The organism is Staphylococcus sp. HMSC068G11, from assembly GCF_001815825.1.
Taxonomy (GTDB): domain Bacteria; phylum Bacillota; class Bacilli; order Staphylococcales; family Staphylococcaceae; genus Staphylococcus; species Staphylococcus epidermidis.
On record NZ_KV822073.1, the window covers coordinates 120257 to 145252 of the forward strand.

General features: G+C 34.6%; 19 protein-coding genes, 2 tRNA genes, 1 riboswitch and 1 other annotated feature. Of the genes, 20 read left to right on the forward strand and 1 reads right to left on the reverse strand.

What is annotated here, in order from left to right:
- Nucleotides 1-344: 344 nt before the first annotated feature.
- Nucleotides 345-560: a binding site (T-box leader), on the forward strand.
- A gap of 87 nt (nucleotides 561-647) precedes the next feature.
- Nucleotides 648-1934 (forward strand): serine--tRNA ligase, encoded by a 1287-nt coding sequence (gene serS / locus HMPREF3058_RS04895; protein ID WP_001831805.1) that lies wholly within the window; start codon nucleotides 648-650, stop codon nucleotides 1932-1934.
- Nucleotides 1935-2461: 527 nt separating this feature from the next.
- Here the strand turns inward: serS and sph are convergent.
- Nucleotides 2462-3445: a sphingomyelin phosphodiesterase gene (sph, locus tag HMPREF3058_RS04900; RefSeq protein ID WP_002499826.1), complete on the reverse strand. Its 984-nt coding sequence runs from the start codon at nucleotides 3443-3445 to the stop codon at nucleotides 2462-2464.
- 384 nt (nucleotides 3446-3829) lie between these two features.
- Here sph and HMPREF3058_RS04905 point away from each other — a divergent pair, with 384 nt between their 5' ends.
- The 19 genes from HMPREF3058_RS04905 (at nucleotide 3830) to HMPREF3058_RS04995 (ending at nucleotide 24891) form a co-directional block, all read left to right on the forward strand.
- The gene (locus HMPREF3058_RS04905) at nucleotides 3830-4522 is read left to right on the forward strand and encodes an AzlC family ABC transporter permease (protein WP_070731173.1); all 693 of its coding nucleotides are present in this window, start codon (nucleotides 3830-3832) and stop codon (nucleotides 4520-4522) included.
- Nucleotides 4519-4848, forward strand: a complete 330-nt coding sequence (locus HMPREF3058_RS04910) for an AzlD domain-containing protein (RefSeq protein WP_002447636.1) — start codon at nucleotides 4519-4521, stop codon at nucleotides 4846-4848. The genes HMPREF3058_RS04905 and HMPREF3058_RS04910 overlap by 4 nt, the downstream gene beginning before the upstream one ends.
- Nucleotides 4849-4972: 124 nt before the next feature.
- Nucleotides 4973-5073: riboswitch (SAM riboswitch) on the forward strand.
- A gap of 64 nt (nucleotides 5074-5137) precedes the next feature.
- Nucleotides 5138-6106, forward strand: a complete 969-nt coding sequence (locus HMPREF3058_RS04915) for a homoserine O-acetyltransferase MetX (protein ID WP_001831747.1) — start codon at nucleotides 5138-5140, stop codon at nucleotides 6104-6106.
- A 227-nt stretch (nucleotides 6107-6333) separates the two neighbouring features.
- Nucleotides 6334-7260 carry a YybS family protein gene (locus HMPREF3058_RS04920; RefSeq protein ID WP_002494609.1) on the forward strand — a complete coding sequence of 309 codons (927 nt, stop codon included), beginning with the start codon at nucleotides 6334-6336 and terminating at the stop codon, nucleotides 7258-7260.
- Between the two features lie 28 nt (nucleotides 7261-7288).
- A complete protein-coding gene (locus HMPREF3058_RS04925; RefSeq protein ID WP_002491736.1) occupies nucleotides 7289-9256 on the forward strand; it encodes a DHH family phosphoesterase in 1968 nt (655 codons plus the stop codon).
- On the forward strand, nucleotides 9253-9699 hold the full coding sequence (gene rplI / locus HMPREF3058_RS04930; RefSeq protein ID WP_002447632.1) for a 50S ribosomal protein L9: 447 nt from the start codon (nucleotides 9253-9255) through the stop codon (nucleotides 9697-9699). The genes HMPREF3058_RS04925 and rplI overlap by 4 nt, the downstream gene beginning before the upstream one ends.
- A gap of 170 nt (nucleotides 9700-9869) precedes the next feature.
- Nucleotides 9870-11270 (forward strand): replicative DNA helicase, encoded by a 1401-nt coding sequence (gene dnaB / locus HMPREF3058_RS04935; RefSeq protein ID WP_001831779.1) that lies wholly within the window; start codon nucleotides 9870-9872, stop codon nucleotides 11268-11270.
- A 278-nt stretch (nucleotides 11271-11548) separates the two neighbouring features.
- Nucleotides 11549-12832, forward strand: coding sequence for an adenylosuccinate synthase (locus HMPREF3058_RS04940; RefSeq protein WP_002455931.1), 1284 nt, complete (start codon nucleotides 11549-11551; stop codon nucleotides 12830-12832).
- A 419-nt stretch (nucleotides 12833-13251) separates the two neighbouring features.
- A tRNA-Glu gene (locus tag HMPREF3058_RS04945) sits at nucleotides 13252-13326 on the forward strand.
- A gap of 5 nt (nucleotides 13327-13331) precedes the next feature.
- Nucleotides 13332-13404 (forward strand) — tRNA-Asp (locus HMPREF3058_RS04950).
- A gap of 475 nt (nucleotides 13405-13879) precedes the next feature.
- A complete protein-coding gene (yycF, locus tag HMPREF3058_RS04955) occupies nucleotides 13880-14581 on the forward strand; it encodes a response regulator YycF (RefSeq protein WP_001831816.1) in 702 nt (233 codons plus the stop codon).
- Between the two features lie 12 nt (nucleotides 14582-14593).
- Nucleotides 14594-16426 (forward strand): cell wall metabolism sensor histidine kinase WalK, encoded by a 1833-nt coding sequence (gene walK, locus HMPREF3058_RS04960; protein ID WP_002437327.1) that lies wholly within the window; start codon nucleotides 14594-14596, stop codon nucleotides 16424-16426.
- On the forward strand, nucleotides 16419-17756 hold the full coding sequence (locus HMPREF3058_RS04965; RefSeq protein ID WP_002499823.1) for a YycH family regulatory protein: 1338 nt from the start codon (nucleotides 16419-16421) through the stop codon (nucleotides 17754-17756). Before walK ends, HMPREF3058_RS04965 begins: the two co-directional genes overlap by 8 nt.
- Nucleotides 17757-18548, forward strand: a complete 792-nt coding sequence (locus tag HMPREF3058_RS04970; RefSeq protein ID WP_002474930.1) for a two-component system regulatory protein YycI — start codon at nucleotides 17757-17759, stop codon at nucleotides 18546-18548.
- Between the two features lie 620 nt (nucleotides 18549-19168).
- Nucleotides 19169-19969, forward strand: a complete 801-nt coding sequence (locus HMPREF3058_RS04975; RefSeq protein WP_002447628.1) for an MBL fold metallo-hydrolase — start codon at nucleotides 19169-19171, stop codon at nucleotides 19967-19969.
- A gap of 1039 nt (nucleotides 19970-21008) precedes the next feature.
- Nucleotides 21009-21488, forward strand: a complete 480-nt coding sequence (gene rlmH, locus HMPREF3058_RS04980; protein WP_049386373.1) for a 23S rRNA (pseudouridine(1915)-N(3))-methyltransferase RlmH — start codon at nucleotides 21009-21011, stop codon at nucleotides 21486-21488.
- Nucleotides 21489-21616: 128 nt separating this feature from the next.
- Nucleotides 21617-22603: an ADP-ribosylglycohydrolase family protein gene (locus HMPREF3058_RS04985; protein ID WP_000653291.1), complete on the forward strand. Its 987-nt coding sequence runs from the start codon at nucleotides 21617-21619 to the stop codon at nucleotides 22601-22603.
- Between the two features lie 18 nt (nucleotides 22604-22621).
- A complete protein-coding gene (locus HMPREF3058_RS04990; protein ID WP_002499503.1) occupies nucleotides 22622-23956 on the forward strand; it encodes a purine-cytosine permease family protein in 1335 nt (444 codons plus the stop codon).
- Nucleotides 23953-24891, forward strand: coding sequence for a PfkB family carbohydrate kinase (locus HMPREF3058_RS04995; protein WP_002499504.1), 939 nt, complete (start codon nucleotides 23953-23955; stop codon nucleotides 24889-24891). The genes HMPREF3058_RS04990 and HMPREF3058_RS04995 overlap by 4 nt, the downstream gene beginning before the upstream one ends.
- Nucleotides 24892-24996 lie beyond the last annotated feature (105 nt).

Below are 24996 nucleotides of genomic sequence, written 5' to 3' on the forward strand. Positions count from 1 at the left end.
CATGTATCATTCATTATTTTAGTAGACCGATAGTATAATGTAGCAGTTTTATTTATTTAATAAAAAATATTAAATGGAAATAGAACGTAAGGTGACATTACAAGCAGTTGATTATAATAATGTTGAAATTCTCTCGCCGCTCATCCGAGAAAAATTGTATGTATATCGTCACAATGTATCTACTATTACACAGGACAAGATATTCAGTTTCAACAAGTTGTAGAAGCGGGACACAAATGATTTAAAAAGTGTTGCATATAAGCACATCTAAATATGACGTAATTGTTGCAAATTTAAAATAACTTGAAATATGATAATGACTTTGCTATATTAAAATTAAGTTAATAAAGTATTGTTCGTAGGACAAGTAGCATAGATAGTTCGATTTCAGAGAGCTTGTGGTAAGTGAGAACAAGTAATCGACATTCATGTGAATCTACCTACTATATGTGAACAATCGGTAATAACCGTTATTTTAGTTAAGCGCAATTTGAGGTAAATGGTTTTAATTTACTTGAAATTGTTAAATAGGGTGGCAACGCGTAGACCACGTCCCTTGTCTGGGATGTGGTCTTTTTTTATTGTTTTATCACACGAAGTCATCCATAAAATTGAATATATTTTATTTGGGAAAGGATGAAGGTTACATGTTAGACATTCGTTTATTTAGAAATGAACCTGAGAAAGTGAAGAGCAAAATTGAATTAAGAGGCGACGATCCTAAAGTTGTCGACCAAGTTTTAGAATTAGATGAACAACGCCGTGAATTAATCAGTAAAACTGAAGAGATGAAGGCGAAAAGAAATAAAGTGAGCGAAGAAATAGCTCAAAAGAAACGTAATAAAGAAGACGCTGATGACGTCATTGCTGAGATGCGTCATTTAGGTGATGAAATTAAAGATATCGATAATCAACTTAATGAAGTAGATAATAAAATTAGAGATATCTTAATTCGTATTCCTAACTTAATTAATGAAGACGTACCTCAAGGTGCTTCTGATGAAGAAAACGTTGAAGTTAAAAAATGGGGTACGCCACGTGATTTTGAATTTGAACCTAAAGCGCATTGGGATTTAGTTGAAGAATTAAAAATGGCTGACTTTGAACGTGCTGCTAAAGTATCTGGTGCTCGTTTCGTATACTTAACTAAAGATGGCGCATTACTTGAACGTGCTTTAATGAACTACATGTTGACAAAACATACAACGCAACATGGTTATACTGAAATGATGACACCGCAATTAGTGAATGCTGATACGATGTTTGGCACAGGTCAATTACCTAAATTTGAAGAAGATTTATTTAAAGTTGAAAAAGAAGGCTTATATACGATTCCAACTGCAGAAGTACCTTTAACAAACTTCTATAGAGATGAAATTATTCAACCAGGTGTACTACCTGAATTATTTACAGCTCAAACTGCATGTTTCCGTAGTGAAGCAGGATCAGCTGGTAGAGATACAAGAGGGTTAATTCGTTTACATCAATTTGATAAAGTTGAAATGGTTCGTATTGTACAACCTGAAGATTCTTGGAATGCTTTAGAAGAAATGACACAAAATGCTGAAGCTATTCTTGAAGAATTAGGTTTACCATACCGTCGTGTTATCTTATGTACTGGCGATATTGGTTTCAGTGCTAGTAAAACATATGATCTAGAAGTTTGGTTACCAAGTTACAATGATTATAAAGAAATCAGTTCTTGCTCTAACTGTACTGATTTCCAAGCACGTCGCGCAAATATCCGATTCAAACGTGATGCTGCTTCTAAACCAGAATTAGTCCACACATTAAATGGTAGTGGTTTAGCTGTAGGTCGTACATTTGCAGCCATCGTTGAAAACTATCAAAACGAAGATGGTACATTAACAATTCCTGAAGCATTAGTACCATTTATGGGTGGCAAAACTAAAATTGAAAAACCAATCAAATAATCATATAAACTTAACTAGATAATTACAATATTATAAAGTTATTTAACTGTCGATAAGGTTCTATAAACTTATCGGCAGTTTTTTTATGTATAAAGACAAAATTGTTATTTTATATTCAATTAGAGATGGATGTCTAAAATAACTTAAAATAATTTTCTCGATTTAAAATGCTGATATAACAGATCTTTTATAGATACGGTTGTCTGACGTCACACAAACGTATGTCTAAAAATAGTAAATATTAATTGTCATAGATTGAGTTATAAAATCATGAAAATAATACATGAAGTAGCAAGAATTTATCTTTTAGAGAACGCCTGTAAAAATATAAAATAGTGGAAATTGATTATTAAACGTTGTCATTCATATTCAAAATATTTAACTTAGTTTGTCAAACAACGTTTATTTATATATAACCATAAAATAATATCATAAAGAAGCTATATGAAATTCGAAGTTTAATTCCAATGTTTCATATAGCTCCTATTCTAAATATTAATATTTAATAATTAAATGTATCAATCGTCCTATTCATTTGATGCGTAGCCAGAAAGTGGATAATGATCTGAGTAGTCATTGTATTTGTATGTTTTTCCCCAAGATTTCACGGACCATTCTGGTGACTTCACTCTATGTGTATCATTATGCCATGAGCTTGGTTGTGCATGGTCACGATCTAATAAAATATAATCTAAGTGTTGAGGTTCTAATTTAGGATAATTATATTTCGCAATACTATTACTGCTAGTATCCCAACTATATGCATTACCATCGAATTGAGTAGGTAACGAAACATTTAAGTTATTTGCCATTTGTTGATATTCATCTGAATCTTTAATGACATTTAAGTCACCACCGATATAGACGGGTTCATTTTTAGGGATATTCTTGTCTTTGATAAATTGTTTAATTTCACTCATTTGACTCTGTCTAATGTCTTTATCTTTTCCTTTAAAGCATGTTGGATCTTCAGCTTGTAGATGTGTTCCGATAATATGGTGGTATTTGCCATTCTTATTAATTTTAATGTAGGCAAAGCCTTTATTACCGGCCATATCAGCCCCACAACCTTTTTTATAAATATGTTGTTCTTGTTGTACGATAGGCCATTTACTCACAATACCAACGCCACCGCTCACTTTTTTAATTTTTCTATAAGTACCAGAAGTATTTTGCCAACCTTCTGTACCTTTACCAACGATAGGTGTTTGATAAGGATACTGTGAATGTAAACGTGCTAACAATCTTTTTGATGCTTTTTTATCAAATAATTCATTTAGAATCACGACATCTTGATTTTGAATGTAATCTGCTTTTGAAATTAAATCAGCGCGCTGAGATTGTCCCCAATTAGGGTAGATAGCAGTAGGTAAGAAATACACGTTATGTGTAGTGATTTTAAGACTGTCTTTATAATCACGTTCACTCGCATATGTGATGGTCGAAAATACTAAAAATAAACTACTTAAAACCAACAAAGTAGTTAGTATACATTTACGTTGCCAATTCAATATTGTTACACCTCGTTTCATTTGATGGTGTGATTATATCAAACTAAATTAAGTATCTTTTGAAAATTACTATTTCTAAATAAAATTTTAATAAAAAATTAAAAATCAATGATGTTTTAAAGAGTTGCAAAAGTTCAGTCACTATTATTTTTTGATAATCTTTAAAAGTAATGTTGTAAACATTTTGATTTTAAAGGATAGAAGTTGGAAAGAGGGTCTAAAAACAAGAAAGAAAATTCTGAAAAATAAAACTCTTATATATTAGCTTTTTTAGACCACGGTATGTATGACGGCACACATACCGGCCTTTAAATATATTGAATAAAGTAATTAAGTATATTAGACTGATTTTATTATTTTATTGGAGAGACTGGGGCTGATAATATGACTCACCTTACGTTTAAGCAAGGTGTGAAAGAGTGTATTCCTACGTTACTTGGATATGCAGGTGTAGGACTATCATTTGGAATTGTGGCAGCCTCCCAAAATTTCAGTGTTTTAGAAATTATATTATTGTGTCTGATTATTTATGCTGGTGCAGCCCAATTTATTATTTGTACATTAGTGATTGCAGGCACTCCTATTTCTGCAATTGTGCTTACAACACTTATCGTTAACTCTCGAATGTTCTTATTAAGCATGACTTTAGCACCTAATTATAAGCAATATGGATTTTGGAATAGGGTAGGGCTTGGAACGTTATTAACAGATGAAACTTTTGGCGTTGCTATAACACCCTATGTTAAAGGTGAAAAAATTAACGATCGATGGCTACACGGACTAAATATTACTGCTTACCTATTTTGGACTGTTTCCTGTGTGCTCGGCGCCATTTTCGGAGAGTATATTTCAAATCCTGATGCGCTTGGTCTAGACTTTGTCATTTCCGCAATGTTTATTTTTTTATGTATATCTCACTTTGAAGGGATTAAGAAATCACGATTGAGAATATATATTGTACTCATCGTATGTGTGATTGTGATGATGATTCTTTTAAGTTCAATTCTACCTTCATACGTAGCAATATTGATAGCTGCAATAGTTGCTGCATTGTTAGGGGTGGCGATGGAAAAATGACGACAGATTTACATACATTAGTACTTATTGTTTTATGTGGCGTGGTCACATTACTCGTTCGTGTTATTCCATTTGTTATGATATCGCGTGTCAACTTACCAGCAATTGTAATTAAATGGCTTTCTTTTATTCCTATCACTTTATTTACAGCTCTTATTATAGATGGTGTAATTCAACAACATGATCATACATTTGGTTATACGCTAAATTTACCTTATATTATTGCAATCGTACCAACTGTGATGCTCGCTATTTTCACACGTAGTCTAACAGTGACAATTCTCGGAGGTATATTTGTCATTGCTTGCTTACGTTTAATCTTTTAATCTTTGAAAATCATATCAAATCATTGAACTTACGGAAAAAGTTAGTTAAGATTAAAATAATTAGAAAATTTAGACTATTCGAGACGAAATGCATATCTACATCACAATACAATTAAATTACCTAACCTTATTTTGAGAAGCTGAGGGATTTGGCCCATAGAAGCTTCAGCAACCGACTTTAAATAGCACGGTGCTAATACCAACGAGCAACTCGAATGATAAGTACGATAAGTGCCTTTACATCATTTGAGTAAGGCACTTTTTTAGTTGAAGGAGGTATGGAACTATTATGACGAATTACACGGTTAATACATTAGAACTAGGTGAGTTTATAACTGAATCTGGTGAAACGATTGATCATTTACGTCTACGTTATGAACATGTGGGACTTCCTGGTCAACCCCTTGTCGTTGTTTGCCATGCACTTACTGGCAATCATTTAACATACGGCACGGATGCGCAACCTGGCTGGTGGCGAGAAATCATTGATGGTGGCTACATTCCAGTTCATGATTATCAATTTCTTACATTCAATGTCATTGGAAGTCCATTTGGTTCGAGTTCTAAATTAAATGATGATAACTTCCCAGAACATTTAACATTGAGAGATATTGTTAGAGCTATTGAGTTAGGTATACAAGCATTAGAATTTAAGAAAATTAATATTCTCATTGGAGGTAGTTTAGGTGGTATGCAAGCGATGGAATTGCTTTATAATCGTCAATTCGAGGTGGAAAAAGCAATCATATTAGCCGCTACTGATAAAACGTCCTCCTATAGTCGTGCTTTTAACGAGATTGCAAGACAAGCTATACATATAGGCGGTAAAGAAGGTTTAAGTATCGCACGTCAACTCGGTTTCCTCACGTATCGATCGTCTAAAAGTTATGATCAACGTTTTACACCAGATGAAGTAGTGAGCTATCAGCAACATCAAGGTGATAAGTTCAAAGAATATTTCGATTTAAATTGTTATTTAACACTGCTAGACGTCTTAGATAGTCACCATTTAGATAGAGGAAGAGATGATGTTGATGAAGTCTTTCAGTCGTTGGAAACGAAAGTACTAACAATGGGTTTTATTGACGATTTGCTTTATCCTGATGATCAAGTGAGAGCCTTAGGAGAACGTTTTAAATATCATCGTCATTTCTTCGTACCAGATAATGTAGGACATGATGGTTTTCTTCTAAATTTTAATGATTGGGCGCCTAATTTATATCATTTCTTAAATTTGAAACAATTCCGACGTAAATAGGAAAGTTTTATAATAGAACACAATCTCCATGAGCACGCATAAGAAATACTAAACAGTGCAGAATAGGTAAATTTTTCTTTGGCATAAAAATAGTCATACAGAGGATTATATAAGCAAAGTCTATTTCATATGTCGTACCTAGGCATAAACCTATCACTAGTAGTATGACTTTACTTTATTGTTAAATTTTAGCAAAGAGGTTAAAATAGGAGTTATAGTCAAAAAGTATGGGAGTGGCGTATGTGTTTTCAAAAATACAACCTAAAGCAACTATTTTAGCAATTATTTCATTATTAGTAGTCGCTTTAGTAACACATGTATTACCTGTTCTCGGCTTGATTTTATGTTTATTTGCAACGATTCCCGGTATTGTTTTGTGGAATCGTTCCATACAATCATTCGGAATTAGCGCATTAGTAACAGTTGTACTTACAACATTATTAGGTAATACATTTGTCTTAAGTATGATGGTCTTAATCTTATTATTAAGTGCGATTATCGGACAATTACTTAAGGAAAGAACATCTAAAGAACGAATTCTTTATATTTCAACAGCTTCATTAAGTTTAGTTACACTTATTGGATGGATGTTATTACAAACATTCGACAAAATTCCGACGGCAGCTGTATTAATTAAGCCTTTTAAAAATGCAATGCATGAGGCTTTCTTAACAAGTGGAATCGATTCAAACTATAGACAGATTCTTGAGGAAAGTTTCCGACAAATGACGGTCCAACTCCCTAGTTTTCTAATTATAGTTATTTTCATTTTTGTCTTAATTAATCTGATTATTACATTTCCAATTTTACGCAAATTTAAAGTAGCAACACCTATTTTTAAACCTTTATTCGCATGGCAAATGAGCCGTAATTTACTATGGTTTTATCTTATAGTACTTATTTGTGTCATGATTGCAAGTGAACCAAGTACGTTCCAAAGCATCGTGTTAAACTTTGATGTTGTGTTATCATTAGTGATGTACATCCAAGGATTAAGTGTCATTCACTTCTTTGGTAAAGCTAAAAGATGGCCGAACTTCGCAACAATTCTTGTTATGGTAGTAGGGACACTTCTTACACCGGCAACGCATATTGTTGGATTACTTGGGGTAATTGATTTATGTATTAATTTAAAGAAAATAATAAAAAAATGATGATTAAAAAGTGATTAGAGGTGGAAGAATGAACCGTCAATCCACTAAAAAAGCTTTGCTCATACCGTTTATTTTAATGGTACTCACTGCTATAGCACTTGTCATCGTGTGGTTTATTTTTAACCAACTAGTGGCAGGTATTGCTACAGCTATACTTATTGTGATGATTATTATTAGTGGCGTGTTATTGAGAAAAGCATTTCTAAAAATGGATAATTATGTGGATGATTTAAGTGGTCACATCTCGGCAAGTAGTAACAAGGCGATTAAGCACTTGCCTATAGGGATGATTGTGTTAGATGAAGATAATCACATTGAGTGGATGAACCAATTTATGACAGATCACATTGAAACGAATGTGATTTCTGAAAATGTCAATGAAGTCTTCCCTAACATATTAAAACAACTGGAAAAAGTTCAAGAAGTAGAAATAGAAAACAACAATTATTACTATCATGTACGATATTCAGAAAACGAGCATTGTTTATACTTCTTTGATATGACTGAAACTGAACGTACAAACGAACTATATGAAGATTCAAAGCCGATTATTGCAACAATATTTTTAGATAATTACGATGAAATCACTCAAAATATGAACGATACACAACGTTCTGAAATTAACTCTATGGTGACACGTGTGATTAGTCGTTGGGCACAGGATTACAATATTTACTTCAAACGTTACAACTCAGATCAATTTGTAGCTTACTTTAACCAAAAAATATTGGCTGAACTAGAAGATTCTAATTTTGAAATCTTAAGCCAATTAAGAGAAAAGAGTGTGGGTTACCGCGCACAACTAACATTAAGTATTGGTGTAGGTGAAGGCACTGAGAACCTTATTGATTTAGGTGAATTATCACAATCTGGTTTAGACCTCGCGTTAGGTCGTGGTGGTGACCAAGTTGCAATTAAGAATATGAACGGCAATGTAAGATTCTATGGTGGTAAGACTGACCCTATGGAAAAACGTACGCGTGTACGTGCGCGTGTGATTTCACATGCCCTCAAAGATATTCTTACTGAAGGCGATAAAGTTATCGTTATGGGACATAAGCGACCAGATTTAGATGCTATAGGTGCAGCTATCGGAGTTTCGCGCTTTGCATCAATGAATAATTTAGAGGCATTTATCGTTCTTAATGATTCTGATATCGATCCGACATTACGTCGTGTTATGGATGAGATTGATAAGAAACCGGAACTAAAAGAACGCTTTGTAACATCGGATGAGGCTTGGGATATGATGACTTCTAAGACGACTGTCGTTGTTGTAGATACACATAAACCTGAAATGGTCTTAGATGAAAATGTCTTAAATAAAGCAAACCGCAAAGTAGTCATTGATCATCATAGACGTGGCGAAAGCTTTATTTCAAATCCATTACTTGTGTATATGGAACCTTACGCTAGCTCAACTGCTGAGCTCGTAACGGAATTACTAGAATATCAACCAACTGAACAGAGATTGACTCGTTTAGAATCAACTGTTATGTATGCAGGCATTATAGTAGATACAAGAAACTTTACGTTAAGAACAGGTTCCAGAACATTCGATGCCGCAAGTTATTTACGTGCACATGGCGCTGATACAATCTTAACGCAGCATTTCTTAAAAGATGATGTCGATACGTATATCAATCGTTCAGAATTGATAAGAACAGTTAAGATACAAGATCAAGGTATAGCCATTGCACATGGTTCAGATGATAAAATTTATCATCCTGTAACGGTTGCACAAGCTGCCGACGAGTTGTTAAGTTTAGAAGGCATTGAAGCATCTTATGTAGTAGCTAAACGTGAAGACAACCTGATCGGTATCTCAGCACGTTCATTAGGTTCCATAAATGTTCAATTAACAATGGAAGCGTTAGGTGGCGGTGGCCATCTGACAAATGCTGCGACACAAATAAAAGGTGCGACAATAGATGAAGCAATAGAACAATTACAACAAGCAATTACAGAACAAATGAGTAGGAGTGAAGACGCATGAAAGTAATTTTCACACAAGATGTTAAAGGTAAAGGTAAAAAAGGCGAAGTTAAAGATGTACCAGTAGGTTACGCAAATAACTTCTTACTTAAAAATAAATATGCTGTAGAAGCAACTCCTGGTAACTTAAAACAATTAGAACAGCAAAATAAACGTGCAGCAGCAGATAGACAACAAGAAATCGATGATGCAAAAGCACTTAAAGAACAGTTAAAAGATATCGAAGTTGAAGTATCAGCTAAAACTGGTGAAGGCGGCAAACTATTTGGTTCAATCAGTACGAAACAAATTGCCGAAGCGCTAAAAAAACAACATGATATTAAAATCGACAAACGTAAAATGGACTTACCACATGGTATTCACGCACTAGGATATACGAACGTTCCAGTGAAATTAGACAAAGAAGTCGAAGGTACAATCCGTGTGCACACTGTAGAACAATAATTTAAAGATATGACGCGAGGATAGTACATGATTACTAATATAGGTGCAATTATATAAGGTGTATGACTTATACAATTTGTTAATCTCTGAAATATCTGTAGTGTATCTCGTGACAATATCAGATGACGATAAAATAAAAGATGGATTGAAATAAGAGGTGTAAGTAGATAATGGATGGAATGTATGAGCAAAATCAAATGCCACATAGCAATGAAGCTGAACAATCTGTCTTAGGTGCCATTATTATAGATCCAGAACTCATTAATACTACTCAGGAAGTCTTGCTTCCTGAGTCGTTTTATAGAGGCGCCCATCAACATATTTTTCGAGCAATGATGCACCTAAATGAGGATAATAAAGAAATTGATGTTGTCACATTGATGGATCAATTATCAAGTGAAGGTAGCTTAAACGAAGCGGGTGGCCCTCAATATCTCGCCGAACTATCGACGAGTGTACCGACAACGCGAAATGTTCAGTACTATACGGATATCGTTTTTAAACATGCGTTGAAACGGAAACTTATTCAAACTGCTGATAGTATAGCGAATGATGGCTATAATGATGAATTAGAATTAGATACGATTTTAAGTGACGCCGAACGACGTATTTTAGAACTATCTTCTACAAGAGAAAGTGATGGTTTTAAAGATATTAGAGATGTCTTAGGACAGGTATACGAAACCGCAGAAGAACTCGACCAAAATAGTGGTCAAACACCAGGTATTCCAACTGGTTATCGTGACTTAGACCAAATGACTGCTGGTTTTAACCGTAATGATTTAATCATTCTAGCGGCACGCCCTTCAGTAGGTAAGACTGCCTTTGCCTTAAATATTGCGCAAAAGGTTGCCACACATGAAGATATGTATACTGTCGGTATCTTCTCACTTGAGATGGGCGCCGACCAATTGGCAACACGTATGATTTGTAGTTCTGGTAACGTTGATTCCAATCGTTTAAGAACTGGGACGATGACTGAAGAAGATTGGAGTCGCTTTACGATTGCGGTAGGTAAGCTATCACGAACTAAAATCTTCATAGACGATACGCCAGGTATCCGTATCAATGATTTACGTTCTAAATGTCGTCGACTCAAACAAGAGCACGGTCTTGATATGATTGTGATTGATTATCTACAATTGATTCAAGGAAGCGGATCACGTTTCTCAGATAACCGTCAACAAGAAGTTTCAGAGATTTCACGTACACTTAAGGCGATTGCACGTGAATTAGAATGTCCAGTTATTGCACTGAGTCAGCTATCACGTGGCGTTGAACAGCGACAAGACAAACGTCCTATGATGAGTGATATTCGTGAATCTGGGTCTATAGAACAAGATGCCGACATCGTCGCTTTCTTGTATCGTGATGATTATTATAATCGTGGTGAAGGTGATGAAGATGATGACGATGCTGGTTTTGAACCACAGACAAATGATGATAACGGTGAAATTGAAATCATCATCGCCAAGCAGCGTAATGGTCCAACAGGTACTGTGAAACTTCACTTTATGAAACAATACAATAAATTTACAGATATTGATTATGCTCATGCAGATATGTCATAAAAAATATTTTTCCGTACAATAATTGTTATAATCTATTTATTGTACGGTTTTTATTTTGTTTTTCTCTTTTTAAAATGTGGGAAGTATGTGTATGTATTTTACTTAGACATCCTTTGAACAACTGTCATAGAAACGTTTAGAAGTGATTTTACACAGAAAACTTACTGAAAGATGATGCGTTATCGAACGCTGATTAATGTTCGATTTTTATTTGCAAATTCAAAATCATATTGGTAAAATACCTAGTGGTTAAACGAGAAAAACTTGGAGGTGCTCATATGTCATCAATCGTAGTAGTTGGGACACAATGGGGAGACGAAGGTAAAGGTAAAATAACAGACTTTTTAGCAGAGCAAGCAGACGTAATTGCTAGATTTTCTGGTGGTAACAATGCGGGACATACGATTCAATTTGGTGGAGAAACTTACAAATTACACTTAGTACCATCAGGTATCTTTTATAAAGATAAATTAGCAGTAATCGGTAACGGTGTAGTTGTAGATCCAGTCGCATTATTAAAAGAATTAGATGGGTTAAATGAACGTGGCATTTCAACTGACAACCTACGCATCTCAAATCGTGCACAAGTCATTTTACCTTATCACCTAGCTCAAGACGAATATGAAGAACGTCGTCGTGGCGATAATAAAATCGGTACAACGAAAAAAGGTATCGGCCCAGCATACGTAGATAAAGCACAACGTATCGGTATTCGCATGGCAGATTTATTAGAAAAGGAAACATTCGAACGCCGACTTAAAGAAAATATTGAATATAAAAACGCATACTTTAAAGGCATGTTTAACGAAACTTGTCCAACATTCGATGAAATCTTTGACGAATACTATGCTGCAGGTCAACGTTTAAAAGACTATGTGACTGACACAGCTAAAATTTTAGACGATGCAAATGTGGCTGATGAAAAGGTATTATTCGAAGGTGCACAAGGTGTTATGTTAGATATCGACCATGGTACATACCCATTCGTTACATCTAGTAATCCAGTTGCAGGTAACGTTACAGTAGGTACAGGTGTTGGCCCAACATCAGTATCTAAAGTGATTGGTGTATGTAAATCATATACATCTCGTGTGGGTGACGGTCCATTCCCAACTGAACTCTTTGATGAAGATGGCCACCATATTAGAGAAGTGGGTCGTGAGTATGGTACAACTACTGGACGTCCACGTCGTGTAGGTTGGTTCGACTCAGTTGTATTACGTCATTCACGTCGTGTAAGTGGTATCACAGATCTTTCAATTAACTCAATCGACGTCTTAACAGGATTAGACACAGTTAAAATTTGTACTGCTTACGAATTAGATGGTGAAAAAATTACTGAATACCCAGCAAACTTAGATCAATTAAGACGTTGTAAACCTATCTTCGAAGAGCTTCCAGGTTGGACTGAAGATATTACAGGTTGCCGTAGTTTAGATGAACTCCCTGAGAATGCACGTAATTACTTAGAGCGTATTTCAGAATTATGCGGTGTCCATATTTCAATCTTCTCAGTAGGTCCAGACCGCGAACAAACGAATTTATTAGAGCAACTTTGGTAGAATAAAACGTCAAGAAAGCATGTGAGCTTTGTTTAATTAGAGCAATGAGCGAAATGATTAACATTATTCTTAGTGCTTGCTATATGCATGAAAGTAAAAAAAGCTTTCTAACTCATATCTATCAATATTTGCAGTGAATCATCTTTAAACAAGCGGCCACAACATAATGGTCGCTTGTTATTTATTTTGGAGTAGATCAATGACTTTCAATCTCCTTTTGTCCTACTCCAGTTTTATTTTAAAACAGCAATTTGAAATGAGTTTTGAATGAAATCAATGGTTTTATTCTTCTCCACAGTAAGCTTCATAGCATGATTGTGTTGGTTGATTAACGAAACAAAAATATTATTAAATTTATGTAAAAAATATCTTGTCATCAAAAGTAGAGCTATGCTATAATCTATCTTGTGCTTAAGAACGGCTCCTTGGTCAAGCGGTTAAGACACCGCCCTTTCACGGCGGTAACACGGGTTCGAGTCCCGTAGGAGTCACCATTCTAGGTCCCGTAGTGTAGCGGTTAACACGCCTGCCTGTCACGCAGGAGATCGCGGGTTCGATTCCCGTCGGGACCGTATTGCCTACCCAATAGGGTAGGCATTTTTTTATGCTTTTTTACATACAACAATGTACCCTCACTTTATTAATCTTTCTGATACACACTACCTACTTTTTTAACATGCAATGAAAACTTAATATTCCTATACATGCTTATATTTCTATCATTACAAACACTGTCATTACTGCACTTTTGACATATACGAAAACGATAAAATATGATGATAAACCTAAACAAAAGCGTCAAGCATATTGCAAAAGTCTAACTTATTTTGCGGAACTGTATTTCAATGGTAAAATTATAAATAATATTATTCTATAATTTTAAATACTAAAATAGAATTAACCGTTCATAAATGGTAAATTATATAATAGGTAGCTATATGTTATATAGAGAACAGAATAATAATGAAGCACTTCGAAAATTTGATATAACATTAGCAATGTAAACGAACGGAAGAACTACACTTTGAGAAAAGAGGTTTATAATATATGGCTAGAAAAGTTGTTGTAGTTGACGATGAAAAACCAATTGCTGATATTTTAGAATTTAATTTAAAAAAAGAAGGTTACGACGTATATTGCGCTTATGACGGTAATGACGCAGTAGATTTAATCTATGAAGAAGAACCAGATATCGTCTTACTTGATATCATGTTACCTGGTAGAGATGGTATGGAAGTGTGTCGTGAAGTGCGTAAAAAGTATGAAATGCCAATTATCATGCTGACAGCGAAAGATTCTGAAATTGATAAAGTTTTAGGTCTTGAATTAGGTGCAGATGACTACGTAACTAAACCATTTAGTACTCGTGAACTCATCGCACGTGTGAAAGCGAACTTACGCCGTCATTATTCACAACCAGCTCAAGAAGTAAGTGGTGCGACAAATGAAATTACAATTAAAGATATTGTGATTTATCCAGATGCATATTCAATTAAAAAACGTGGAGAAGACATTGAATTAACGCATCGTGAATTCGAGCTGTTCCATTATCTTTCTAAACATATGGGTCAAGTCATGACACGTGAACACTTACTACAAACAGTGTGGGGTTACGATTATTTCGGTGATGTTCGTACTGTGGACGTAACAATTCGCCGTTTAAGAGAAAAAATTGAAGATGATCCATCTCATCCAGAATATATTGTGACACGTAGAGGCGTTGGATACTTCCTCCAACAACATGATTAGAGGGAGCGTCTTATGAAGTGGCTTAAACAACTACAATCCCTTCACACGAAACTCGTTATTGTTTATGTACTACTCATTATTATTGGTATGCAAATCATCGGTTTGTATTTTACGAATAGTTTAGAAAAGGAATTACTCGATAACTTCAAGAAGAACATAACACAATATGCGAAGCAATTAGACGTCAATATTGAAAAGGTTTATAAAGATAAAGATAAAGGTTCAGTCAACGCTCAAAAGGATATCCAAGACCTTTTGAATGAATATGCGAATCGCCAAGAAATAGGAGAAATACGCTTTATTGATAAAGACCAAATCATCATGGCAACAACCAAGCAGTCTAACCGTGGTCTTATCAATCAAAAGGTTAACGACGGTTCAGTTCAAAAGGCGCTCTCCTTAGGGCAAACGAATGATCATATGGTTCTTAAGGATTACGGAAGTGGTAAAGAGCGTGTTTGGGTATATAATATACCGGTTAAAGTCGATAAACAGACAATCGGTGATATATACATAGAATCGAAAATTAATGATGTATACAATCAGCTGAACAACATTAATCAGATATTCATTGTAGGGACAGCGATATCACTATTCATTACAGTAATACTAGGATTCTTCATTGCACGAACGATTACTAAGCCGATAACCGATATGCGTAACCAAACCGTCGAGATGTCTAAGGGTAACTACACGCAACGAGTGAAGATATACGGTAACGATGAAATCGGTGAGCTCGCACTTGCCTTCAATAACTTATCGAAACGTGTCCAAGAAGCACAAGCGAATACAGAAAGTGAGAAACGTCGCCTAGATTCTGTTATCACGCATATGAGCGATGGTATTCTTGCGACAGATCGCCGTGGACGTGTACGTATTGCAAACGACATGGCGTTGAAAATGCTCGGTCTCGCGAAAGAAGATGTCATCGGCTACTACATGCTTGGTGTCCTTAACTTAGAAAATGAATTCTCATTAGAAGAAATTCAAGAAAATAGTGATTCCTTCTTGTTAGATATTAACGAAGAAGAAGGCATTATTGCACGTGTAAACTTTAGTACGATTGTACAAGAAACAGGTTTCGTGACAGGTTACATTGCCGTACTACATGATGTCACAGAACAACAACAAGTCGAACGTGAACGTCGCGAATTCGTTGCGAATGTTTCACACGAATTACGTACACCACTGACATCGATGAATAGCTATATCGAAGCACTTGAAGAAGGTGCTTGGCAAGATAAAGAACTGGCACCATCATTCCTATCTGTCACACGCGAAGAGACTGAACGTATGATTCGTTTAGTGAATGATTTACTTCAATTATCTAAAATGGATAATGAATCAGATCAAATTACGAAAGAAATTATCGACTTCAATATGTTTATCAACAAAATTATTAACCGTCATGAAATGGCAGCGAAAGATACGACATTCGTGCGCGAAATTCCGCAGCAAACCATCTTTGCTGAAATCGATCCAGACAAGATGACACAAGTATTTGATAATGTCATTACCAATGCAATGAAATATTCACGTGGCGAGAAACGCGTTGAGTTTCATGTGAAACAAAATGCACTTTACAATAGAATGACGATTCGTATTAAAGATAATGGTATTGGAATACCGATTAACAAGGTAGATAAAATATTTGATAGATTCTATCGTGTAGATAAAGCACGTACACGTAAGATGGGTGGTACAGGACTTGGTCTAGCTATTTCCAAAGAGATTGTCGAAGCACATAACGGTCGAATTTGGGCTAACAGTGTGGAAGGACAAGGTACGTCAATCTTTATTACACTTCCTTGCGAAATCATTGAAGACGGTGATTGGGATGAATAACAAAGAACATACTAAATCAATTATTTTAGTCCTACTCGTCTTGATGAGTATCGTTTTGACATACATGGTCTGGAACTTTTCTCCAGACCTTTCAAATATTGATAACACGGATAATAGTAAAAGTGATAAGCCTAAACCACTTACTAAACCAATGACTGCAGAAATGGAAGGAACGATTACACCATTTCAAATCGTGCATTCTAGAGATGAAAAATCTCAAGGAACAGTGGCATCAGGTGCAGTCTTAGACAAGATGATTCAACCTTTAAAGAATCAAGAAGTTAAATCTGTATCACATCTGAAAAGGGAACATAACCTTGTTATACCTGAACTAAGCAACGACTTTATCGTCCTAGATTTTACTTATGATTTGCCACTTTCAACATACTTAAGTCAAGTACTCGATATCGATGCGAAAGTGCCGAATAACTTTAATTTTGATCGCCTCCTCATCGATCAAGATCATAATAACCACGTCGTACTATATGCGATTAGCAAAGACCGTCATGAAGTAGTTAAACTTAAGACAACGATGAAAGGGAATAATGTTGACAAAGCTTTTAAAAGTATCGAACCTGACATGCAGCCCTATACGGAAATCATCACGAATAAAGATACAATCGACAAAGCAACACACGTGTTTGCACCAAGCAAACCGAAAGACTTAAAGACGTATCGCATGGTCTTCAATACGATCAGTGTTGAACGCATGAACTCAATACTATTTGATGATTCAACGATTGTTCGTAGCTCTCAAAGTGGTACGACAACATACAACAACAATACTGGTGTCGCCAACTATAATGATAAAGATGAAATGTATCATTATAAGAATTTATCTGAAGACGCAAAAAGTTCAAGCAACATGCAAGAAACCATCCCAGGCACATACGAGTTTATAAATAGTCATGGTGGCTTCTTAAATGAAGATTATCGCCTATTTAAAACAGATAATAGAACGGGGAAACTCACATATCAACGATTCCTCAACGGTCACCCAACGTTTAATAAACAGAACTTCAATGAAATCCAAGTCACATGGGGAGATAAAGGCGTTTACGATTATCAACGTTCGCTACTTAAGACGGACGTCACACTGAACAGTGAAGAATCTAAATCCGTCCCTACCGTTGAGTCCGTGCGTTCTGCATTAGCCAACCATCCTGATATTGATTTTGAAAAGGTAACGAACATTGCGATTGGTTATGATATGGACGACAAGGCAAATAACGAAGATATTGAAGTTCAACGTAACTGTGAATTAATACCACGTTGGTTTGTAGAATACGATGGCAATTGGTATGCCTATAAAGATGGGAGGCTTGAATAAATGAACTGGAAACTCACGAAGACACTTTTCATTTTCGTTTTTATTCTTGTGAACATCTTTTTAGTCATCGTTTATATTGATAAAGTGAATAAATCACAAGTTAATGACTCGGAAAAGGTAAACGAGGTCAATTTTCAACAAGAAGAAATTGACGTGCCCAAGGATGTCTTGAATCAAAGCGTGAAAGATACTGAACTTGAACAAATTACTGCCCGTTCAAAGAATTTCTCAAGTTATGCGAAAGATCATTCAAGTATGCAAACGTCTGATTCCGATAAAACACTTGAAGGAGATATTGATAAAGGCGTTCAAGTGAGTGATAAGAACTTACAAGATATCAAAGAGTACATTGCAAAGAAAATCTTTAACGGTAAAGAGTATCAATTAAGTGATTTAACTAAAGATAAAGTCACTTACGAACAAACGTATAAAGATTATCCAATTATGAATAATAGTAAAGCACGCCTAACGTTTAATTTGAGCGATGGCAAGGCGACAAGCTATAAACAGACAGCGATGGATGATATACAAGTAGCTAAAGGTTCAAATAGCACGAAGAAGCAAGTTATTACGCCGCGTAAAGCTATTGAAGCTCTTTATTACAATAGATATCTAAAACAAAATGATCAAGTGTTAGACGCTCGCCTAGGCTATTATTCAGTTGTAAAGGAAACAAACGTTCAATTACTCCAACCTAACTGGGAAATTAAAGTAAAACATAAAGGCAAGGATGAAGTTCAAACCTATTATGTAGAAGCTACAAATCATAATCCGAAAGTGATTGATTATTAGAGATTATTGATGCGTGGCGTGACGTTTGAATAAAATCGCCAAGCGATAGCATAGAAGGTTACGTTAATTTGTACTGTCTAGAGCAAACTTTGGTGTACTTGTGTTGGAAGTCATTTATCGAACCAACGACATGTGATGGGTTACGGATTGATTATGAAGCTATATAAGATAATATAAACTAAGCCTGAGACACCGATGAGTAATCTCAGGCTTTTTTACGTATTGAAAATGATTGAGTAATTAAATAGGATGGATATCAAAAATGATGTTGGTCGATATGTTAGGTCGTTTAAGAGGATGTAATGCCAGGCTCAATATCGACGTAGTTATGAAGCGGTGTGTATTTTAAATGGCCGTTAGTATCATGTATAAACGGACTATTGGAACTCAACTTTTAAAATTGATATAGTATAATATAAAGGAAATTTAGAGGACGTGACGTTTCGATATTTGAATAATTGTATTAAAGAATATCGAAACTTTAAAATATCTACGCAATTTAGGATAAAAAATCAACATTGAGTGAAACCCAACTTAGTCGAAGTAACTCAATAAAGCGTAAGACACTCGAGTTCCCCCGCAGCCCTATAAACAAATAACTATGGTAAATATGAGAAAGGATGAGTCGCTTGATACGTATGAGTGTATTAGCAAGTGGTAGTACAGGTAACGCCACTTACGTAGAAAGTGAGAAAGGTAGCCTACTCGTCGATGTAGGTTTAACTGGCAAGAAGATGGAAGAACTTTTCAGCCAAATTGACAGAAACATTAAGGATTTAAACGGAATATTAGTGACACATGAACACATCGATCATATTAAAGGTCTTGGTGTCTTAGCACGTAAATATAAACTTCCGATTTACGCGAATGAGAATACATGGAAAGCGATAGAGAAGAAAGATAGTCGCATTCCAATGGATCAGAAATTTATCTTTAATCCATATGAAACGAAATCACTTGCAGGATTTGATATAGAATCATTTAACGTGTCACATGACGCGATTGATCCACAATTCTACATTTTCCACAATAACTATAAGAAATTCACGATGATTACTGACACTGGTTACGTTTCAGATCGTATGAAAGGTATGATTCAAGGTAGTGATGTCTTTATGTTTGAAAGTAATCACGATGTCGATATGTTACGCATGTGTCGCTATCCATGGAAGACGAAACAACGTATTTTAAGTGATATGGGTCACGTATCCAATGAAGACGCGGGTCTTGCGATGAGTGATGTCATTACAGGTAATACGAAACGTATATACCTCTCTCATTTATCACAAGACAATAATATGAAAGACCTCGCACGCATGAGTGTTGGACAAGTGCTCAACGAACATGATATCGATACAGAGAAAGAAGTATTGCTTTGCGATACCGATAAAGCACAAGCCACACCGATTTATACACTATAATTGAATAGAGGTAAGACAAACGACCTACTTAAGTATTGCGCTTAAGTAGGTTATTTTTTTGGAAAAGTGGTCAGGAGAAGTGCAGGGAATGATTACGTGTTAGTTTAATTGGGCTAGTGCATGAATGATTGATTTAGGGATTTTTTTTGAAATGAAAGCGCATCATGGAAGGGGGAGAACGATGTCTTACACGCTTTGTGATTTATATTACACTTCCTAATATTTTCCTAGTTGATAAAAAAGTAATGTTGTAAAAATATGAATAAATAAAATATTAAGACTCTCATAAAAGCTTAAATATAAAGTTACAATTTAAAAACATTTATAAATTGTAACAAAATAAAAATTGACATTTAAATAATATTTAAATATATTGTATTTATAGTTAGTGGACATACTATTTAATATAAAAGTGAGTTTTTATGTTCAAAACATGTATGATTCAACTCAATAAATGATCTACCAATGCTTTCATTATTATTTTATAATTCAAAGCATTGTCATGTGAGACTTTATCAAGTCAATATCATCATAGTTAATATGAATTCATTTAATTGATTATATGCTTAATTGGGGTGAAAGTGGAGCACTCATATATTTGATTGAATGTCGTATGATGATTGATGAGACTCAGGTAGAGGTGATACATATACTGCTAGATGATAATTCGCTTACATAAATATAATGGTGATATTAATTTAGGCTAAAAAAGATGCGTGTGGAAAATAGAATATCAATGACGGTATTTGAAGTAAGTGAGTCTAAAAGGTCTGAAATATAGGGAATAATTGTAAAAAGAACATTAAGACGACCGTAAAGTTATCCACTGATTAGACAATAGTTATCCAGAAATGTGTACAATACCCACATTATTCACAGACTTATCCACAAATTCACAATATATTTCTTTAAATCTGTGTATAATTCTTAAAAAACACTAAGAAAATGTTAATTTAATTGTTATACTAAGAGGGAATTGTGTGCATAAGTGTATAACTTGTGGATAACTCGAATAAATCATGTACTTTTGGAGGATAAAATGAAGATTACTATCTTATCAGTTGGAAAACTAAAAGAAAAATATTGGAAGCAAGCCATTGCAGAATATGAAAAAAGATTAGGACCTTACACGAAAATCGAATTAATAGAAGTACCAGATGAAAAAGCACCTGAAAATATGAGCGACAAAGAAATAGAACAAGTCAAAGAAAAAGAAGGGCAACGCCTACTCAATAAGATTAAACCCCAATCTACAGTAATCACGTTGGAAATCAAAGGCAAAATGTTGTCTTCAGAAGGACTCGCTAAAGAACTACAAACACGCATGACACAAGGTCAAAGCGACTTTACATTTGTCATAGGTGGCTCCAATGGTTTACACCAAGACGTCTTACAACGCAGCAATTACTCTTTATCATTCAGTAATATGACTTTCCCACACCAAATGATGCGCGTCATATTGATAGAACAAATTTATCGCGCATTTAAGATCATGAGAGGCGAAGCGTATCACAAATAAAACTAAAAAATAGATTGTGTATAGTATAAAAGGAAGGGATTTATATTAAAATTTTGACAATAAAATGTAAGCGCTCTAAAATAAAAAATTAACTCGTACGTATAAGTGGACAAGAAGGGAGTTTTATAATGAAAGATAAAATATTAGGAACTTTATATGGCCAAGCTATTGGAGACGCTTTAGGTATGCCTTCAGAATTATGGAATCGCAACAAAATTAAAGATTTTTTTGGGAAAATCACAACTTTTTTAGATGGTCCTTATGAAAATAAGGTAGCCAGAAATTTCACCAAAGGACAGTTTACAGATGATACTGCACAATCACTACTAATCATTGATGCACTAAATAAAAATCATTTTGAACCTTCAAAAAAAATCATAGCAGACGAATTGATTGAATGGGCCAATGCTACAAACGCATTTAAAAATAATATTCTTGGCCCAAGTTCTAAAGCAGCTTTAACTGCAATAATACAAGGAGAAGATTCCCAATTCTATACAAAAAATGCATTAACTAATGGGTCGGCTATGAGAATTGCTCCTATTGGTACTTTATTTTCTAAAGATCAAAAAGTAGAGCTTGTAAATTATGTTAAGGAAATTAGTGAAGCTACTCACACAAGTGATGTTGCAATAGCCGGAGCTAGTATGATTGCTTATGCAGTAACATTGGCAGCGGAAGATAAGAATTGGAAAGAAATTATAGAAGGCGTTTTGGATATTCACGATATAGCTATTAAAGAAGGAGAACAAACTTTTTCTGCATCAATAGCAGAAAGATTAAAATTAGCAGTTCAGTTTGCCAATCATTTCGAAAGTGAGGAAGAATATTCGCTCTGGCTTTATGATGTGATAGGATGCGGAACATCATTAACTGAATCGGTCCCCACTGCTTTGGCAATTGCTTATTTTTGTAAAGACCCCAATAAATGCGCAATTTTTTGTGCGAATATCGGTGGGGATACTGACACAATTGGCGCTATGGCAACTGCTATATCGGGAGCTAAATACGGATATAGTAATTTTAAAAAACTTTGGATAGAGACTATCGACAAACACAATAGTGTGAACTTAGAACAATATGCAACTACGCTCGAAAAAAATAAAATGTTATAAAAAATCGAGGTGTTCGTTATGGAAAAAGAAGAAATCTTTCTTCCTGAAAGTGAAAAAAACGGGAAACCTATCGACTTATTTTTTATATGGTTTGCAGCCAATCTAGGTATTCTCGGGATAGTTTATGGCGCTGTCATAGTAAGTTACGGATTGAGCTTTTTACAATCAATTTTGATTGCTATAATAGGACCGTTATCCTTTGTTCTAGTTGGTTATATAAGTGTAGCTGGTAGAGATAGTGGAGCTATAACATTTATGCTCTCAAGAGCACCATTTGGATTTAAAGGCAATCATATACCTGCTTTAATTGGCTGGGTAGGTCAAGTTGGTTGGTTATCTGTTAATGTTTCTACAGGAACTTTAACTCTTCTGGCTTTATTCAATACTTTTGGTTTTAAGACTAGTACATTTCTAATTTTGATGAGTTTAGCGATTTTTGCTGGGCTAGTTATTATATCTGTTCTTTTTTCACAAAAAGTACTTGTATCAGTACAAACATTTTTCACATATGTATTTGGTGCATTAACCTTATTAGTTATAACAATTTTAATTACTAATACTGATTGGAACGCTCTTTTTTCTATGAAATCTGGGTCTTGGCTTAAAGGTTTTCTACCTGCATTAGCCTTTGTAATAGTAGGGACTGGATTGACTTGGACTAACGCAGCTGCAGATTATAGCCGTTTTCAAAAAAAATCGAACAGTTCTTTATCAATAATCACTAGTGTTACAGCTGGCGCGTTTATCCCTTTATTTATCATTATAAGTACTGGAATTTTATTAGCTACTTCAGAGCCACAATTAGCAAATGCAGAAAATCCAATCTTATTAATTAGCGAAGTACTACCAAATTGGATGACAGTAATTTACTTAATATCTGCTTTAGGTGGCCTTACTCCTATGTGTTTTTTAGGTTTAAAGTCCTCAAGATTAATTATGAGTACTTTTGATTTGAAAGTAAAAAATTCTACAGTTATTATTATTCATTCAATTATTATTATTGCCATTCCTATTTATGTCTTAGTAGTTTCCAGAAATTTTCTCGCTTTTTTTGAAATGTTTTTAGGAGTTTTGGGTATTGGATTAGCTGCTTGGTCTGCAATTTTCATTGTTGATTATGCAACATTGAGAAAAAATATAGGCTATGAAAAAAAATTGGTTTGCGATCCCCAGTATAATAGTCTGAATATTAAAACAGTAATGGTCTGGAGTATAGCAGTAATAGTAGGTGCATTAATAAACATTTTTACTTCTTCAAGTTTTGATATAATTGTAACATTTATGGTTAGCGGATTTTTATATTATATATTTAATATTTCTTTAAATACTCACAGAAAGAAGGCTAAAAAATGAAAAGTTCATCAAGAGAATATCACCAGATTAATAGCCAAAAAAAGGTTTTGGTGATCGGCAGTGCTGTTATTGATGTGATTTTAAATGTTAATAGTATACCAAGTAGTGGATCGGACGAATTTGCCCACTCTGAGAAGACAATAGTAGGTGGTTGCGCATATAATGTAGGCGATATACTTAGTCAGTTCAAAGCTAATTATGATTTGATGGTGCCCGTTGGCGATGGTCCTAATGGAACAATTATTGAAAATAAGTTAAAAAAAGAAGGCAAAACTTCATTATTAAATAATATATTAGGTGATAATGGTTGGACGTTATGTATCGTTGAAAATAATGGGGAACGCACTTTTTTAACGATACCTGGAGTTGAAATGACTTGGAAAAATAATTGGTTTAAAGAAATTGATCTTAATAAGTATGATTATATTTATGTGTCAGGTTATTCTTTTGAACCTCCTTCAGACGAAGTTTTATTAGAAGAATTTAGTCGTTTAAACGAGAAAACTACAATTATTTTTGACCCCTCACCAAGGATTAATAAAATGAACTGTGAGAGTATAAGGAAGTTGCTTGAAATAAACACAATAGTACATGCCAACGAAGATGAAATATTACAATTGAGTAGTGAGAATCATGTGAAAGATGCGGCATTAGAAGTAAGTAAACAGACTAATCAACCTGTGATAGTTACGTTAGGCAACGAAGGTACTCTTATAGCAAATAAGTGTAAAGTTAAGATTTTAGAGGGGGAAAAGGTTCCTGTAACTGATACTATAGGCGCTGGTGATTCACACACAGCAGCTTTTATAGCAGGTTTGCTAGATAACCAAAGTATTGAAAAAGCTTGTATATGGGGAAACGAAGTAGCATCTAAAATTGTGCAAGAACAAGGTGGAAATACGGATATATTCAATCCTATAGATGAAGAATATTAAATTTGTCTCACGCTTACTATCTTCAACAGTTGTTGTATTTTAGCTTTAGGCTTATAAACTATTTAAAAGAAGGTTCTGTTGCAAAGTAAAAAATATAGCTAACCA